Consider the following 14492-nt stretch of genomic DNA (forward strand, 5'->3'; position numbering starts at 1 on the left):
TTCCTCTCGAACCGGATGGATGATCAGGCGGCCACGGTGGTCGCGGTGCGCGACGCGACGAGTTCGGCCGCGCTCGCGGCGAACCGGTGGTGGCCCAGCGAACTGGGGTGCAGACCGTCGGCGGTCCACATCTCCGGCCGTTCCCATTCGGGCTCGGCGGCGATGTCGAGCAGCAGCGTGCCGGTGTCGGCGGTGACGTCGGCGAGCACCGCGTTGGCGAAGGCGAACCGCTCGCGCAGCAGCGCGCGGAAGCCGTCCGGCACGGGCAGCCGGGCCGGGATGTCGGGGTAGCTGGCCGTGAACACCGTCGCACCGCCCGCACGCAGGGCGCCGAACAGCTCGGCGAGATTGCGGGCGAAGCGGTCCTCGGCGAAATCGCTCACCAGGTCGTTGACCCCGACCACGACACCGAACAGACCGGAGCGGCCCGACAGGGCTACGCGCAGTTGCCGTTCCAGCACGACGGTGGTCGTCGCGCCGTGCTCGCCGAGATTGCGCACCGCCGCGGGCCGTAGCCCGAGCTGGCCGCCGAGGCGCGGCACCCAGCCTCGGTAGCCGCCACCGGGCGCGGCGTCGCCGCGGCCCTCGACGAAACTGTCGCCGAGCGCGGTCAGCACGGGCGCGCTCATGCGGTCACTCCGTCCTTGCTGACGTGCCTGGCCGCCGCGGGGAAGTTCACCTTTTCGTAGAGCGCGGCCAGCTCCTGCTCGCCGAAGTACTTGTCCGGCGGATAGATTCCCGCGATCAGCCCGAAGAAGTGCTTGGTGTAATCGGCGTCCAGCGACGTCGCACGGAACACCGCGTCGTAGTACGGGGTCAGCGACAGCTCCGAGATGCTCAGCGTCAGCTCGTAGGTGCTGGCGCTCTGCGCGTCGCGCTCACGCTGGTAGTCCGCCAGCGCGTCGTCCATCGGACGCGCGCCGGACAGACCTTCGTCCACATGGTCGGCGAGCAGCTGCGCGTACTTGAACGCGTCGGTGATGCCCCAGCCGGTGAACGGATCCTTGTGGTAGGCGGCGTCGCCGACGAGCGCCCAGCCGGGACCGAAGGACCGGCGACGGTAGTTGTCCGGGTACAGCATCGGGCGGAACTGCTCCACCCGCTTGCCCGTATCGCGCAGGCGAGCGCCGATCTCCGGGTCGATCTGGTCGACGATCTCCTGCACGCCCGCGTCCGGGTCGGCGCGGAATTCGCGGAACCGGTCCCGCTTGCGCATGACCGCCACCAGGGCCAGATCGTCGTTGGTCGGCCAGGACGCGAACTGCTGCTCACCGAATCCGGTGCGGTGCTGCATGCCCCAGTCGACGCCCTCGTAGTAGGAGTAGTAGACGAAGCACGCCGCGGGCGAGCCCTCGTACTCCTGCGCGCCGACCGCCTTGGCCACCATCGAGTTCGAGCCGTCCGCCCCGACCACCAGCTGGGCGCGGAACTCCTGCTCGGCGCCGCCGCCGATCGCGCCGCGGATGCCGGCCACGCGGTCGCCGTCGAAGACCAGTTCGGAGACGGTGAAGCCCTGGATCACCTCGACGCCGGAGTTGCCCGCCGCCTCGACCAGGATCTTGTCCAGCACCGTGCGGCGCGGGCAGTAGACGGCGTCGATGCCGTCGGCGGCGGGATCGGCGAAACCCTTGATGACGATGTCGGTGTAGGAGAAGTTCAGATGCCGGATCGGCGGGACGCCCGTGGCGACGACCTCGTCCAGCAGGCCCCAGGACTTCAGGAAGCCGAGCCCGGCCTGGTGGATGTAGTGGGTCGACGGGGTGTCGCTGGGGAAGCCCGCGCGGTCGACGGCCAGCACCCGGTACCCCTTCCTGGCGAGCAGCATGGCCAGCGGGGCGCCCGCGACCCGGGTTCCGACAACGATGACGTCGTACATGTTTGGCATCACTTTCCGGTAGTCGAATTCCGATTCGAGTCTGTGGCCGTGCCGGGCGCTCGACCACCGCGGCGGGGCCTGATTCATCGGCCGATCGGCCGCGGCTATCGTGCGGGCCGCGGCGCGGAATACAGCAGTTCGATATCCGCCGCGTAGGCTTCGGCGATCGCGGCGCGGCGCAGTTTTCGTGACGAAGTCGACAATCCGTTCTCGACGGTGAAATCTCCGTCCACGATCCGGAATGCCCGAATGGATTCCGCGCGGGACACGAGCGAATTCGCGTCGTCGACCGCCGATTGCACGGCGGCGGTGAGATCGCCGTCCGGTTCGGCGGCGCGCCAGCGCCGCACCTGCGCCTGATCCAAAGTCACGAGGGCGGCCACGAAATCGCGGCCGTCGCCGAGCACCATGCAGTTGGACACCAGCGGATGCAGCCGGATCCGATCCTCCAGGGGCGTGGGCGCCACGTTCTTGCCGCCTGAGGTCACCAGGATCTCCTTCTTGCGTCCGGTGATCCGGAGGAATCCGTCGTCGTCGATTTCCCCGAGGTCACCGGTGTGCAGCCAACCCTCCGCGTCCACCGGTGACTGGCTCGCCGCCGCGCCCCAATACCCCGGCGACACGTGCGGTCCGCCGACCAGCACCTCGCCGTCCTCCGCGGCGATGGCCACCGAGGTCCCCGGAATCGGCCTGCCGACGGTGCCGATCCGGTTGGTCTCCGGAGCGCTCACCGTCACGGCGGTGGCGGCCTCGGTGAGGCCGTAGCAGTTGAGCACCACAACACCGAAAGCCGCGTAGAACCCGACGGTCGAATCGTCCAGCGAGGCGCCACCGGAGATGACAAAGCGCAGCTCGCCGCCGAGCGCGGCCGCCACCGGATGCGCCGACGCTTGCGGGGTGGCCCCGGCCCGCATCACTTCGAGACCGCGCCGCACCGCCTCCCGCTCCTCGTCCTCGGTGAGCAGGGTGCGGCAGTACTTGCGGATCTTCTCCAGGCCGTAGGGAATCATCGCGAGGAAGGTCGGCCGCACGGCAGGCAAGGTCGGCACCAGGTCGGGAATGCCGGGCAGCAAGTGGGTGCGGCTGCCGCCGAACAGGCAGGCGAACAAGATGGTCTGGCCGAAGACGTGCGACAGCGGCAGAGCCAGCACGGTGGTCCCGTCGAACATCGTGCCGGTGCGACGTACCGTGTTCGACGAGGACACGAACATGTTGCGATGGGTGATCAGGCAGCCCTTCGACACGCCGGTGGTGCCGCTGGTGTACACGATCATCGCCAGGTCGTCGGGCCGCACCGCGGCGATGCGCGCGGCCAGTCCGGGATCGATCGCGCCGGTGGCCCAGTCGGCGATCTGCTCGAAGACCCAGACCTCGCCCGCGCCCGCCGCGCGCAGCCGCTCGGCGTCCTCGGCGCTCTCGGCGGCGAAATGCGTGCTGCCGCTGTCGCGCAGGATGTGCTCGATCTGGCTCGGCGACGAGGTGGGATAGACCGGCACCACCACCGCGCCGAGGGCCAGCAGTGCGCAATCCAGCAGCACCCAGGCCAGGCTCGTGCGGCCGAGCACCGCGACCCGATCACCCGCCGCGACGCCGCGCTCGGCCAGCGCCGAGGCCAGGGCGCGCGCCGTACGGTCCACCTCGGCGCTGGTTAGCCGAGTTCCGTCGGCGTCGCACAGCGAAAGCCGGTCCGGATGCTCGGCGGCCGCGCCGGAAATCACCGAGTACAAACTCGCCGAGTCCGGCAGATCGTAACCATTCTCGCCGACCGACACTGCGATGACAGACACTGTGTTCACAATGTCGAATTCTGGTCGGCGGCAGGGAATTACCGCTCCGCCGATATCGCGGTTCCTACCGTGCGAATGTCATCACCTATCGACGTGGTCAGGCAGAAACCGCGCGGGCAATATCGATGTGCGCCGGTTCCCGAGCATCTATGCAATCCAAGAAGAAACGGACCGCCGGATTCGACTCGTCCGCACGCCACACCGCGTACAAATCGAGCGTCGGCACCGGATCGAACAGTTTCACCGCGACCGAAGCCGTCCCCGGTCCGCCCATGCCCATCGAAATCGCCCGGGGCAGCGAGGCGAATCCCACCAGCGGGCGCACCGACACCATGTGCGCCGTCGCGCCCGGGTCGTCGGCGGTCTGCGCCACCGCCAGGGAGATGCGGGAATCCGCCGCCGCCCGGAAGATCGAGTCGTACATCGCCGGACACTGCTCCCGGGCGAACAGCACACATTCCTGGCCCTCGAGCTCGGCGAAGGGTACGCCGGGCCGGTCGGCCCACCGATGCCTGCGCCCGACCACGGCCACCAGCGGCACCCGGTGCAGCAGCCGCCGGTACCGGAAATCGGTCGTGCTGGGATGGCCGTAGACAAGGGCCAGGTCGAGAGATCCATCGGAGAGCGCGGCCAACTGCGGTCCGGTGCGCTTCTCCCACAGCGACACCACGATGTCGGGATGTCGCTCGGTCATTCTGGTCAGCGCCTCCGGCAGCACATGTCTGCTGGCCGGAAGGTTGTAACCGATATTGAGGGTGCCCGCCCGCCCTTCGGCGGTCGCCTTCGCGGCCTGGGCCGCGCGGTCCATCTGCGCCACGATGAGCCGGGCCTGGCTTTCGAACTCCCGGCCGGCCGGGGTCAGCTTGACCTCGTGCGAGTTGCGTGCGACCAGTTGCACGCCGAGCGATTTCTCCAGCTTCTGCAGCTGGGCACTGAGACTGGGCTGCGTGAGATGCAAGCGCTGCGCTGCGCGGCCGAAATGCAGCTCTTCGGCAATCGTGATGAACGAAACCAGATGTCGGAACTCCATGCCGCCGGCTCCTTTTTCCGCGTACCGGAAACGGTAGCGCCAGTAGGTAACCGACGATGAACCAGGATCGGACGAACGGCACCGATACCGTGGCGGATGAATGAACTGGCTCCGAGGCTCGGGCAGGCTGTGCTACCCAGACCCGTGACCATCCAGGATCCTCCGAACTCGTCCGGACGGCAACCCGAACCGACGCGATCCGACAAACTCCCACGTCGAGGTCGACGAGGCGAAGATCGAGACGGTCGGCGACCGACCGCCGTCCTCGGCCGAGTCGACCCGAGGACGGCGGGATCACGCGGCGGTGAAGCGGGTCGGCAGCGCCGCCAAACCGCGGATCACGACATTCGGTTTGTAGGGCGGCGTGTCCGACAGCAACTCGATATCGCGAACCCTGCGCAGCAGCACCTCGAGCAGCACTTCCATCTCCAGCAGCGCCAGCGGCGCGCCGAGGCAGTAGTGGATGCCCAGGCTGAAACCGAGATGCTTCTTGGCCGGGTTCATCGGATCGGCGTACCGGGCGACGTCGATGCGGTCGGCGTCGGCGTAGGCCGCGTCGTCGCGGTTGGCCGAATTGATCAGCACCACCACCCCCTCGCCCGGCTCGAAGTCGTGACCGGCCAGCGTGATCGGACGGGTCGCGGCACGCGTGGTGATCTGGACCGACGGCTCCAAGCGCAACAGCTCGTCGGGCGCCGTCGCGACCAGCTCCGGTCTCTTGCGCAGCGTATCGATCGCCTCGGGATCGCGCATCAACTGCAACGTGCCGGTGCCGATCAGATTGGCCGTGGTCTCGTGCCCGGCCACGAAGGTGGTGATGCAGGTGGCCAGCAACTCCTGCTCGGTGAGCACGTCCCCGCGATCCTCCACCTGCGACAGCGCGCTGAGCAGATCGTCCTGCGGGTCGCGGCGGCGTTCGTTCAGCAACTGCCGGAAGTAGGACATGAATCCGCGCGAGGCCGCGCTGCGCGCCCGCAGCGCCTCCTCGGGCAGTGTGTAGTCGTGGTCGAAGCCGCGCGCCAGATCCTGCGACCACTGGTGGACCTGGTCGTAGGCCTCCGGCGGCACGCCGATCAGCTCGCAGGCGATGATCAGCGGCAATGGGTAGGCGATCATCTCTACCAGGTCGAATTCGCCCGCCTCCAGGGCTCGGTCGACCAGTTGCTCGGTGAGTTCCAGAATCCGCGGACGCAGCCTGGTCACCATGCGCGGGGTGAAGCCCTTGGTCACCAAATTTCGCAGGCGGGTGTGGTCCGGCGGCTCCATCCACAAGAAGGAGGTGGGCAGTTCCTCGGGCGCGTCCTGCGGCGACACCGTCGGATGCATCATCGCCGCCTCCTCCGCGTGACTCCACGCGGTGGTCGACAGGACGGCAGCGCAGTCCTCGTAGCGGGTGAGCACGTGGTGGCCCATGGGCGTCCGGTGCAGTCGGCCCGCCTCGCGCAACACCCGGGCGGGGCGATAGGGATCCGGCCTGCCCTCGGGGCCGAAGAGCTGGATCAGGGCGGTCTGGACGGCGGAATCCTGTTCCGCGACGGCCGCGCCGGCAGTTGACGAGTCCATGTCGAGTGGTTCCTCCTGTGCGGAGCACCGACGCCGGTCGATGCTGCCGGTCGTGGAAATGGGTCAGCGATCGGAAGAGAGGGAGCGCAGCAGAACTCGTCCCGCCATCGCCGGGTGCAGCAGTGCGGCGGGCGGTTCGACCAGGTTCGCCACCCGCAGGAAGGTCCGGGACACTCGCGGGTCGACGTGTGCGGCGCGATGCACGCGGGCCACATACGCGTTGGTGAGCCGCGTGCGCACCGTGCGCGGCCCCACCACACCTCGGTGCGCGAGATCAGCGCCTGCCGACAGTTGCCAGGCGACGTCGAGCGCCTTGTCGGCCGCCGCGTAGTACCGCGCGGAAAGGTCGGGCGTGGGTCCGCCGGAGCGCAGGCAAGCGCGCAACGCCACGGCCTGCTGGGCGGCCACCGCCATGCCCTGGGCGTAGAGCGGGTTGAAGCTGCACAGCGCGTCGCCGAGCAGCAGGAAGCCTGGGGGCGCCGCGGCGCGGTCGCGGTAGCTTTTGCGCACCGGGGCGCGGAAGCGATGCGGCACCGCGTCGCCGAGCGGTTCGGAGCGGGTGATCAGCTCGAGGATGTCCGGCGCGGCGAGCGAGGCGGCGAAGCGGGTGAAGCCGTCGGGGTCGGTGGGCGGATGGTCGCCGAGAATCCCGGCGAGCGTGACGTGCCATCGGTCGCCTTCCACCCGGACCGCGCCGCCGCCGCGGCCATTCGCCCCGGTCGAGATGATCACCGACGCGTGCCCGTCGAGCTGGCCTTCGACGCGGCGGTAGAAGCGCGACGAGTAGCCCAGATCCACCTCCAGCCGCTGTTGTCCCGGCGGCTCGGCGCCGATCGCGGTGAGCCACACCGGCGCACGCGAGCCGCGTCCGGTCGCGTCCACGACGAGGTCGGTGGCGTGGGTCTCGACGCCGCAATCACCGGACACTGTCACCGCGCGCACGCCGTGCCGGTCACCGATCAGGCCGCGCGCGGTCGCTGCCACGAGCCGCACCCCGGGGAGTTTCGAAACTTGCTGCCGCAGGACCGATTCCAGCAGCGGCCGGGTCGCGATCAGCGACGTGAGCCCGGTCGCGGCCGGCGCGGCCCGCAGCCCGCCCACGTACCATCTGGTGCCGACCAGCGCCTCGGCCCTGGTCGCGCCGCGCGCGGTCATTTCGTCGGTGAATCCGGGCAGCAATTCCTCGATGATGGTGCGCCCGCGATCCAGCAGGCCGTGCAGGTGCCGCGCCTGGGGAGCGCCTTTGCGCACGCCCTCTGCGTGGAAGCCGTCGCGCTCGAACACCGTGACCCGCGCGAAGTGCTCGGCCAGGACTCGCGCCGCCAGCAGCCCGGCGACGCCCGCGCCGAGCACGACGGCGTGCCGTGTCTCGTTCACAACGTCACCGGCAGCGCAACGATGCCGCGGTGGATCAAGCTCGGCCGGTACTCGATCGCGTCGGTCGCCTGCGCGAGTCTCGGCGCCCGGGCGAGCAGCGCGCCGATCGCCGCCTCGGCCTCGATCCGCGCCAGCGGTGCGCCCACGCAGTAGTGAATGCCGAGGCTGAAGCCGAGATGTTTGCGCGCGGGGTGGTTTCCCGCGTAGCGGGTGACGTCGAAGCGGTCGGCGTCCGGATACACCCGGTCGTCCCGGCTGGCCGACGCGGTGAGCACCACGACTCCGTCGCCCCTGCGGAACCGGTGCTCGCCGACCACGGTGTCGGCCAGCGCGACGCGAATCGTGAACTGGGTCGGCGCGTCGTAGCGGAGCATTTCGTCCAGCGCGGGCGCGATCAGCTCGGGCCGCTCCCGCAGCAAGGCGAGCTGGTCGGGGTTGCGCAGCAGCGCGAGCATGCCGTTGCCGATGAGATTGATCGAGGTCTCCATCCCCGCCACCAGGGTGAGCAGGGCCATGCCGATCACCTCCGCCTCGGTGAGCTGGTCGCTGCCCGCGCTCGCCGCGACCAGCGCGCTCAACAGATCCGGCGTCGGATTCCGCTTCTTCAGCTGGACCAGCCGGGCGAAGTAGCCCATGCACTCCACCGCCGCCGCGGTACGGGCCGCGACGTCCTGCGGCCCGAGCAGGGAGTCGGGGTCACTGCCCCGAGCGATGGCCAGCTGCCACTGCCGGAACTTCGGTCCGTCGGCCGGATCCGCGCCCAGCAGCCGGACCGGCACCATCGCCACCGCCAGCGGCACCGCCAGGCCGTCGAGCACGTCGAGCTCGCGACGGGCGAGGGCCGCGTCCACGATGGTCCGCACGACCTGCCCGGCGACCGGAGCCATCTCGGCCATCAGCCGCGGGGTGAACGCCTTCGCGACCAGCTTGCGATACCGGCTGTGCTCGGGGGGATCCATGCGGACGAAGGAACCGGGGATCGCCGCGGTGGTGTCCCGGAACGGACTGATGCCCGCCGCGTAACCGTGCCCCCAGTCGGCGCCGGTCAGGATCGCGGCACACTCTTCGTAGCGGGTGATCAGCGTGACCGGCACATCGCCGAACGCGTACGGGAACAGCGCTGCCGCGTCGCGCACCCGCCGGTAGGCCGGATACGGGTCGGCGCGCTCGCTCGGCTCGAAAGCATCGAAGGTCACATCGGCGGGGGTAACGGTGTTCATCGGGCCTCCATCCGGACACGCAATTGCGACATGCCGCGCACGACCACGTTCGGCCGGTAGAGCGGTTCCTCGAGCAGGGAAAGCGACGCCACCCGGTCGGCGAGTGCCCGCAGCACCACGCTCATCTCCAGCCGGGCCAGCGGCGCCCCGAGGCAGTAGTGCAGGCCGAGCCCGAAGGACAAGTGCCGCTCGGCCTTTCGCCCGCGCGCATACCGCGCGATATCGAACTCGTCGGCACGCGGGAACGCCGCCGGGTCGCGGTTGGCCGATGCCAGCAGCACGATCACCGCCTCGCCCGGTGCGAAAACCTTTCCCGAAACGGTGATCTCGTCGTGCGCGGTACGCGTGGTCAGATGCACCGGGGCGTCGTAGCGCAACACCTCGTCCACCGCGGCCTCGGACAACTCGGGGAAGCTGCGCAACCGCTGGAACTGCTCCGGATCGCGGATCAGCGCCAGCACACCGTTGCCGATCAGGTTGACCGTGGTCTCGTGCCCGGCGACGACGAGGATCAGCAGCGTGCCGAGCAGTTCGGCGCGCGTCAGGCGGGCGCCCGCGTCATCGGCCCGAACCAGTGCGGTGATCAAGTCGGCGCGCGGGGCGCGACGGCGCTGTTCGACCAGGTCGCCGAAGAATTCGTCGAAGGCGTGCACGGCGGCGGTACGCGCGTCGAGCTCCTGTTTCGACAGCAGCACGTCGGGGTCGAGGCCGCGCGCGATGCCGGCGGAGATCGCGCGCACGTGCTCGTGCGCCTCGGGCGGCACGCCGAGCAAGTCGCACACCATGGTCAGCGGCAGCGGATAGGCCAGCGCCTCGAGCAGGTCGACGTCGCGCTCGGCGAGCATCTTCGCCATCAGGTCCTCGACCAGACGCTCGGCGCGCTCGCGCATGCCGCTGACGGTGCGCGCGGTGAACGCCTTGCTCACCAGTCCGCGCAGGCGGGTGTGCTCCGGCGGTTCCATCCAGAGAAAGGATCCGGGCAGTTCCACCTCGCTGTCACCGTGCAGCAGCTCCGGTTCCTCGGCGTGGCTCCAGCGTGGGTCCTGCATGATCGCCTGCGCCTCGTGATGGCGGGTCACCAGGTGGGTGTCGTGCGGACCGGGCACGAACGGACCCGCGGCGCGCAACACGGCGTAACTGGGGTACGGGTCGTGCCGCATGTGCGCGGCGACGCTCTCGACGACCGCCAGCTGAACCGGGGTCGGTTCCTCGGCCTCGGATTGGTCGGAACTCACCGGCGACTCCTGGGTAGAAATGGACACGGCGCGGAAAACACATGACATCCGCCGGATCGCTGCGGACAATTCCGGGACGCGGAAGAAATTTCCCGTCCATCGTGGTGTTCGGGACCGGCCCGGCGCGGCGACGATCACCCGTTCCTATCGGCCCATAGCCGGAATACTTTATCGCGCAGTGTGATCGGCTGATCGGCCTTGTTTATCGCCGACGTCAATTCACAGCCAGTTCAATGCGCCGTCACAATTCGCTGTTTCCGTGGCAGACATGAATTCCGCGGATCCGGCCGTGACCCTGCACGGCCGCCTCGCCGAGATCGCCGCCACCCGTCCCGCGGTCGCCGCCACCTTCTGGTCGGTGCCGGAAACCGTGCACTACGCCGAGTTGCACCGGCGGTCGCTGGTCGCGGCGACAGCCTTGCACCGGCGCGAGATCCGGCGCGGAGAACCGGTGGGTATCCTGAGTCCCAACGCCCCCGAGTTCCTCACCTGCCTGTTCGGCGTGACCGCAGCGGGCGGCGCCGCCACTCCCCTTCCACTGCCCGCGGGCGCGCGGGCCGCGAGCGGCTACCCGCGGAAGCTGGCCGCCGTCATCGCGGCGGCGGGCATGCGCACGATTGTGGTGTCGCACCGCTTCGCCGACCTGGCGGCACTGATCGGCGCCGCGCTCGACGTGGAATTGGTCGACAGCGCGACACTTCTCGCCGGCCACGACGCGGCGCCGGAAGCGCTGCCCGCCCTGACGGGCGACGACGCGGCCATCGTCCAATTCACCTCCGGCAGCACCGCGACGCCCAAAGGCGTTCGCCTGACCCACCGCAACGTGCTCAGCGGCCTGGCATCGATTCGCACCGGCATCGATCTGAGCCTGGAGGATCAGGGCGGTTTCTGGCTACCGCTGTTCCACGACATGGGCCTGTTCGGCACGCTCTCGGCGATTCTGCGCGGCATTCCCGCCCATGTGTGGTCCCCGCTGTCGTTCGTCAAAGACCCGGCCCGCTGGCTCGCCGAGTTCGCCGCCGGCGGCACCACCATCACCGCGATGCCCAATTTCGGTTACGAAGCGCTGCTGGCCGCGGTGCCCGCCGAGCGGGTGCGCGACTACGACCTGAGCCGCTGGCGGATCGCGTTCAACGGGGCCGAACCGATCTCGCGGGACGTCGTCGTCGCGTTCTGCGAGCGTTTCGCTCCCGCGGGCTTCCGCCCGGCGACGATGTTCGGCGTCTACGGCATGGCCGAGGCAACGCTCGCGGTCACTTTCCCGCCGCTGGGCCGCGCGCCCGTCTTCGAGTGGGTCGATCGCGCCGCGCTGTCGGATGACGCGGTCGCCCGGCCGGTTCCATCGGACGCCCCGGGCGCTCGGCCGGTCGCCGCGGTCGGCACGCCGGTTGCGCGGATGCGGTTGCGCGTCGTCGCCCCCGGCGAGGACCGCGACCTGGCCGACGGTGAAGTCGGTGAAATCCTCATCCGGGGCGACGCGGTCACCCACGGATACCTCACCGCCGACCCGGCACGAGTGGCGGGGCTGTTCACCGACGGCTGGTTGCGCACCGGCGACCTCGGCTATCTGCGCCACGGCGAGCTGTTCGTCACCGGCCGGTGCAAGGACATGATCACGGTGCGCGGCGTGAACTACTACGCCCAGGACGTCGAGGCGACCGTGCGCGACCTCGACGGCGTGTACAAGGGCAGGTGCACGGCGGCGATCGACCCCGACGACGCGGACGTGATCGCGCTCATCGCCGAATCCGAGCGCACCGGAGCCGACGCCGACGCCCTGACCGACGCGATCCGCGCCAGGGTCTCCGCCGAACTCGGCCTGGTCGCGGTCCGGGTTCACCTGGTCGCGCCGCGCAGCATCCCCCGCACCAGCAGCGGCAAGCTCCAGCGGCTGGCCGCCCGCGATCTCCTCACCCACCGCAGGTAATCCCGACCCGAACCGGAGCCTTTCGTGCACAGCTATGACGTCTTCCGCCACTACGAGCGCCTGCATTGGAAGCTGGCCGACCTCGATCTCGACGCCGTCCAGAAGTCCATGGTCCGTCCCGAGTACATCACCCTGGCCAAGAGCGCGACGATGGGCGAGTCCAACGTCATCGCCGCCGTGCACGGATTCCTCGACGAGTTCGTCGACGACTACGACTTCTCCACCTTCGCGGTGGTGTGGGGCTATCAGGAAGTGCAGCACCACTACGCGTTCCGGGCTTGGCTGAGCGCGCTCGGCGAGAGCGTCGACGACAAGGCCGTCGACTCGATGCGCGAGCCCTACGCGCCGGGCACCACGCCCTCGGCGACCCTGGCCACCAACATCATCTCCGAACTCACCGTCAACCACATCTACCGCGCGGTGGCGAACTGGGTTGCCGAACCCGTGCTGAAGGGACTGCTGCTCAACGCCAGTCGCGACGAAGCGGGCCACGCGCGAGAATTCATCCACTACGCCACCGAGCGGCTGCGGCGGCGGCCCGAGGAGCTGCCGTCGGTGCTGGAGACCCTCTACGTGTACAGCTCCGAGGCCAAGATCAAACATCCGGTCAGCACGTTCAAGGCCGGGATCAGCGAGCTCGGCGACCACGAGACCATCGACACCGGCTTCGACCTGTTCCTGGAGCAGGTCGCCGCCGAGGGCGAGCTGGACGTCCTGCACGACAAGATCCGGCGCACCTTCGGCACCATGACCGGGCTCGACCTGTCCAGCAACGCCAAGGTCCGCCGGGCCCTGGCCGACGCGATCGCCTAGCGCCGTGGACCGCGACAGCGCCCTCGACGACACCGTCCGGGTGCCCTGGTCGGTGATCCCGGATTACCGTTGCTTCGGCTGCTCGCCGCACAACGCGACCGGCCTTCGCCTGCGGTTCACCCCGCATCCGGACGGACTCCAGGCTCGGTTCCGGCTCGGGCGCGAGTTCGAGTCCTACCCGGGAGTCGTGCACGGCGGATTGATCGGCGTGATCTGCGACGAGGTGATGGGCAACCTCATCGTCCTGGCCCGCCACCACCCGGCGTTCACCGTCACGCAGCGCACCCGATTCCTCACCCCGCTGCTCGTCGGACGCGAATACCACTGCGTCGCCATGCTCTCCGGCGACGAGCACCACCCGATCCAGGCGTCCGCCGAGATCCGCGACGCCGACGGCCTGGTGTGCGCCAGCTCCACCGCGGCCTATCAGCCGTTCGCGCTCGACGACGTGCGCCATCAACTCACCCTCGGCGACGACGAGGTCGCCGCACTCTCCCACGCACTGTCCATCGGCACCGCCCCCGCACCCAACGGAGTCCAGTCATGACCACCACCCACACCGCCGACGAGATCCTGCGCACGGTCACCGCCATAGCCACCGCCGAGACCGGCATCCCCGAAGCCGAGCTGCGCCCCGACCAGGACCTGCGCGGCATGGCCGGCGTCGACTCGGTGCGCGTGCTGCGCATGGTCGCCAAGATCGAGCGCGCCTACGACATCGAACTCGAGGACCAGGACGTGTTCGGCCTTTCCTCGTTGAACGACGTCGTCACGGTGGTCGGCAAGGCGCTCGACGAGGCGGCGGCATGACCGTCACCGACCAGCCGGTCACCGCCGACACCAACCAGCACTACGACCTCGACCCCGACATCTTCGGCCAGTTCCTCGACCCGCTGCGCAAATACAGCTCGGCGCTCTACGCATCCGACTCCGACACCCTCGAACAGGCGCAGCGACGCAAACTGCGTTTCGTGGCGGGACGGCTCGGGCTGACCGGCGGGGAACGCCTGCTGGACGTGGGCTGTGGATGGGGCTCGCTGATCCTGTTCATGGCCGAGGAATTCGGTTGCCGGACAACGGGTGTCAGCCCGGCCCCGCGTCAGCACGAATACATCGCCGAGCAGGCGCGCGCCCGCGGCCTCGCGGATCGGGTGCACACCCGGGTCGGCCATTTCGAGCGACTGGAGCTGCCGCCGCGCGGCTTCGACGCCGTGACGCTGCTCGGCTCGATCGTGCACATGCCCGACCTCGACGCGGTCTTCCGCCGCGCCCGCGCGGTGCTGCGCCGGGGCGGCACGCTGTATGTGTCGGAGAGCTGCTTTCGCAACGCGTCCGCGCGTACGGCGTTCGACGCCAAGGCCGGAACGGAATTCGTGCGCGCGGACATCTTCGGGTGGGGCGATCTGCGTCCGCTCTCCGACCTGGTCACCGCCGCCGAGGACGCGGGTTTCTCCGTCGTCGCGGTGGACGACCTCACCGAGCACTACCGCCGCACCATCGACGACTGGATCGCAGGCGTCGACGCCGCCGCCGAACGCATCGACGCGCACGGTCCCGGCTTGGCCGCGAAGCTGCGGCACTACCTGGAGATCGCGAACGCCGGATGGGGTTACACCACCAAGCATTACGCGTTGACCTGCCGCAACGCCCGCTGAGCCGCAGGA

At 69.5% G+C, this 14492-nt stretch carries 13 protein-coding genes; 5 read left to right on the plus strand and 8 right to left on the minus strand.

Going from position 1 to position 14492, the window contains the following annotated elements; all coding sequences use genetic code 11:
* Positions 1-23: 23 nt before the first annotated feature.
* From NB3_RS18720 to NB3_RS18755, 8 genes are all read right to left on the minus strand, one after another.
* Positions 24-629, minus strand: coding sequence for an SGNH/GDSL hydrolase family protein (locus tag NB3_RS18720; RefSeq protein ID WP_067804803.1), 606 nt, complete (start codon positions 627-629; stop codon positions 24-26).
* Positions 626-1885 carry an NAD(P)/FAD-dependent oxidoreductase gene (locus NB3_RS18725; RefSeq protein WP_244891963.1) on the minus strand — a complete coding sequence of 420 codons (1260 nt, stop codon included), beginning with the start codon at positions 1883-1885 and terminating at the stop codon, positions 626-628. The genes NB3_RS18720 and NB3_RS18725 overlap by 4 nt, the downstream gene beginning before the upstream one ends.
* Positions 1886-1980: 95 nt before the next feature.
* The gene (locus tag NB3_RS18730; protein ID WP_244891964.1) at positions 1981-3663 is read right to left on the minus strand and encodes an AMP-dependent synthetase/ligase; all 1683 of its coding nucleotides are present in this window, start codon (positions 3661-3663) and stop codon (positions 1981-1983) included.
* A 97-nt stretch (positions 3664-3760) separates the two neighbouring features.
* Positions 3761-4693 (minus strand): LysR family transcriptional regulator, encoded by a 933-nt coding sequence (locus NB3_RS18735; RefSeq protein ID WP_067804806.1) that lies wholly within the window; start codon positions 4691-4693, stop codon positions 3761-3763.
* A 294-nt stretch (positions 4694-4987) separates the two neighbouring features.
* The gene (locus tag NB3_RS18740) at positions 4988-6256 is read right to left on the minus strand and encodes a cytochrome P450 (RefSeq protein WP_067804810.1); all 1269 of its coding nucleotides are present in this window, start codon (positions 6254-6256) and stop codon (positions 4988-4990) included.
* Positions 6257-6319: 63 nt separating this feature from the next.
* Positions 6320-7633 (minus strand): NAD(P)/FAD-dependent oxidoreductase, encoded by a 1314-nt coding sequence (locus NB3_RS18745; protein ID WP_067804812.1) that lies wholly within the window; start codon positions 7631-7633, stop codon positions 6320-6322.
* A complete protein-coding gene (locus NB3_RS18750) occupies positions 7630-8853 on the minus strand; it encodes a cytochrome P450 (RefSeq protein WP_067804815.1) in 1224 nt (407 codons plus the stop codon). The genes NB3_RS18745 and NB3_RS18750 overlap by 4 nt, the downstream gene beginning before the upstream one ends.
* Positions 8850-10088 carry a cytochrome P450 gene (locus tag NB3_RS18755; RefSeq protein ID WP_067804818.1) on the minus strand — a complete coding sequence of 413 codons (1239 nt, stop codon included), beginning with the start codon at positions 10086-10088 and terminating at the stop codon, positions 8850-8852. The genes NB3_RS18750 and NB3_RS18755 overlap by 4 nt, the downstream gene beginning before the upstream one ends.
* A gap of 268 nt (positions 10089-10356) precedes the next feature.
* Between NB3_RS18755 and NB3_RS18760 the strand changes: the two genes are divergently transcribed.
* The 5 genes from NB3_RS18760 to NB3_RS18780 are packed head-to-tail and all read left to right on the plus strand — an operon-like array spanning position 10357 to position 14483.
* Complete coding sequence (locus NB3_RS18760) at positions 10357-12015, plus strand: AMP-binding protein (RefSeq protein ID WP_067804821.1); 1659 nt, start codon at positions 10357-10359, stop codon at positions 12013-12015.
* Positions 12016-12039: 24 nt separating this feature from the next.
* Entirely contained in the window at positions 12040-12828 is a 789-nt protein-coding gene (locus NB3_RS18765) for a ferritin-like domain-containing protein (protein ID WP_067804825.1), read from the plus strand.
* A gap of 4 nt (positions 12829-12832) precedes the next feature.
* Positions 12833-13375, plus strand: a complete 543-nt coding sequence (locus NB3_RS18770) for a PaaI family thioesterase (protein ID WP_067804828.1) — start codon at positions 12833-12835, stop codon at positions 13373-13375.
* Positions 13372-13638 (plus strand): acyl carrier protein, encoded by a 267-nt coding sequence (locus tag NB3_RS18775; RefSeq protein WP_067804832.1) that lies wholly within the window; start codon positions 13372-13374, stop codon positions 13636-13638. The genes NB3_RS18770 and NB3_RS18775 overlap by 4 nt, the downstream gene beginning before the upstream one ends.
* Positions 13635-14483 carry a class I SAM-dependent methyltransferase gene (locus NB3_RS18780; protein ID WP_067804834.1) on the plus strand — a complete coding sequence of 283 codons (849 nt, stop codon included), beginning with the start codon at positions 13635-13637 and terminating at the stop codon, positions 14481-14483. The genes NB3_RS18775 and NB3_RS18780 overlap by 4 nt, the downstream gene beginning before the upstream one ends.
* Positions 14484-14492 lie beyond the last annotated feature (9 nt).

This window comes from Nocardia beijingensis NBRC 16342 (assembly GCF_001612785.1).
In the GTDB taxonomy this organism is placed as follows: Bacteria; Actinomycetota; Actinomycetes; order Mycobacteriales; family Mycobacteriaceae; genus Nocardia; species Nocardia beijingensis.

Coding starts and splice junctions, on each gene's coding strand:
- NB3_RS18760 (WP_067804821.1), top strand. CDS start 10,357: ATGAATTCCGCGGATCCGGCCGTGACCCTGCACGGCCGCCTCGCCGAG.
- NB3_RS18740 (WP_067804810.1), bottom strand. CDS start 6,256: ATGGACTCGTCAACTGCCGGCGCGGCCGTCGCGGAACAGGATTCCGCC.
- NB3_RS18725 (WP_244891963.1), bottom strand. CDS start 1,885: ATGCCAAACATGTACGACGTCATCGTTGTCGGAACCCGGGTCGCGGGC.
- NB3_RS18775 (WP_067804832.1), top strand. CDS start 13,372: ATGACCACCACCCACACCGCCGACGAGATCCTGCGCACGGTCACCGCC.
- NB3_RS18720 (WP_067804803.1), bottom strand. CDS start 629: ATGAGCGCGCCCGTGCTGACCGCGCTCGGCGACAGTTTCGTCGAGGGC.
- NB3_RS18750 (WP_067804815.1), bottom strand. CDS start 8,853: ATGAACACCGTTACCCCCGCCGATGTGACCTTCGATGCTTTCGAGCCG.
- NB3_RS18780 (WP_067804834.1), top strand. CDS start 13,635: ATGACCGTCACCGACCAGCCGGTCACCGCCGACACCAACCAGCACTAC.
- NB3_RS18735 (WP_067804806.1), bottom strand. CDS start 4,693: ATGGAGTTCCGACATCTGGTTTCGTTCATCACGATTGCCGAAGAGCTG.